This is a genomic window from Mesorhizobium sp. M1396, assembly GCF_040317725.1.
In the GTDB taxonomy this organism is placed as follows: Bacteria; Pseudomonadota; Alphaproteobacteria; order Rhizobiales; family Rhizobiaceae; genus Mesorhizobium.
In genome coordinates this window covers 1-1,054 of record NZ_JAMYLA010000148.1, presented here as the reverse complement: position 1 = coordinate 1,054, position 1,054 = coordinate 1, and the positions used below count along the sequence as shown (strand labels likewise).

The following is a 1,054-nucleotide window of genomic DNA, read 5'->3' as shown; positions in this document are numbered from 1 at the left end:
CTAGAGCGGGATGAAATTACGGTGAGTCGATAAGGGATTCCCAAATCGATTGGAATTTGATTCAACCTTCTGGCTGGAGCTGGAGGCCAGCATGGATGGTTGGCTATTCGATGGACCTTCGTGAACGGGTTGTTCGTGCGGTCAAATCCGAGGGGTTTTCTCGGCGCGCAGCGGCGGCTCGATTTGGTGTCAGCTATAGCGCGGCCATTGAGTGGCTGAAGCGTGTGGAACAGACCGGCAGCGTGGCGCCCAGCCAAGTGGGCGGTTACAAGCCCAAGAAGATATCGGGAGCGTGGCGCGACTGGCTTGTCGAGCGCTGCCGGGAAAAGGACTTCACCTTGCGCGGCCTTGTCGCCGAACTGGGTGAGCGCGGCCTGAAGGTCGACTACCGCTCGGTGTGGGAGTTCGTGCACGAGGAGAAGCTGTCTCACAAAAAAAGACGCTGATCGCAGCCGAGCAGGATCGCCCCGATGTCGCGCGGCGGCGGGCGCAGTGGGTTCAGTACCAAGGTCGGATCGATCCCACCCGCCTGGTCTTCATCGACGAAACCTGGACCAAGACCAACATGGCCCCGCTCAGGGGCTGGGCACCGCGCGGCCAGCGCCTTAAGGCCAAGGTGCCGCACGGCCACTGGAAGACCATGACCTTCCTGGCGGCATTGCGCCATGACCGCGTCGATGCGCCATGGCTCATCGACGGACCAATCAACGGCGAACGCTTCCAGCTCTACGTTGACAAGGTTCTCGTCCCCACCCTCAAGCCCGGCGACATCGTCGTCATGGACAACCTCGGCTCGCATAAAGGCAAAGCCGTGCGCCGTGCCATCCGATCCGCCGGCGCAAGGCTGTTCTTCCTGCCCAAATACTCACCCGACCTCAATCCCATCGAGAAGCTGTTCGCCAAGCTCAAGCACTGGCTGCGCAAAGCGGCACGGCGAACCGTCGAGGCCGTTTGCGACGCTATTGGCCAAACCCTCGAAATTGTCACTTCAAACGAATGCCGAAATTACTTCCTCGAGGCCGGCTATGACCGAACCTAAAATCATCCCGCTCTA

The 1,054-nt window shown here is 60.2% G+C and carries 1 protein-coding gene; it reads left to right on the top strand.

All coding sequences use genetic code 11. The annotated features are described in order from the left end of the window. Positions 1–95: 95 nt before the first annotated feature. Positions 96–1,039 (top strand): IS630 family transposase gene (locus NKH02_RS34360; protein ID WP_502913116.1). Its coding sequence is split into 2 segments (ribosomal slippage): positions 96–431 and positions 434–1,039, totalling 942 coding nucleotides; the frame shifts between segments, so codons are not numbered across the junction. Positions 1,040–1,054 lie beyond the last annotated feature (15 nt).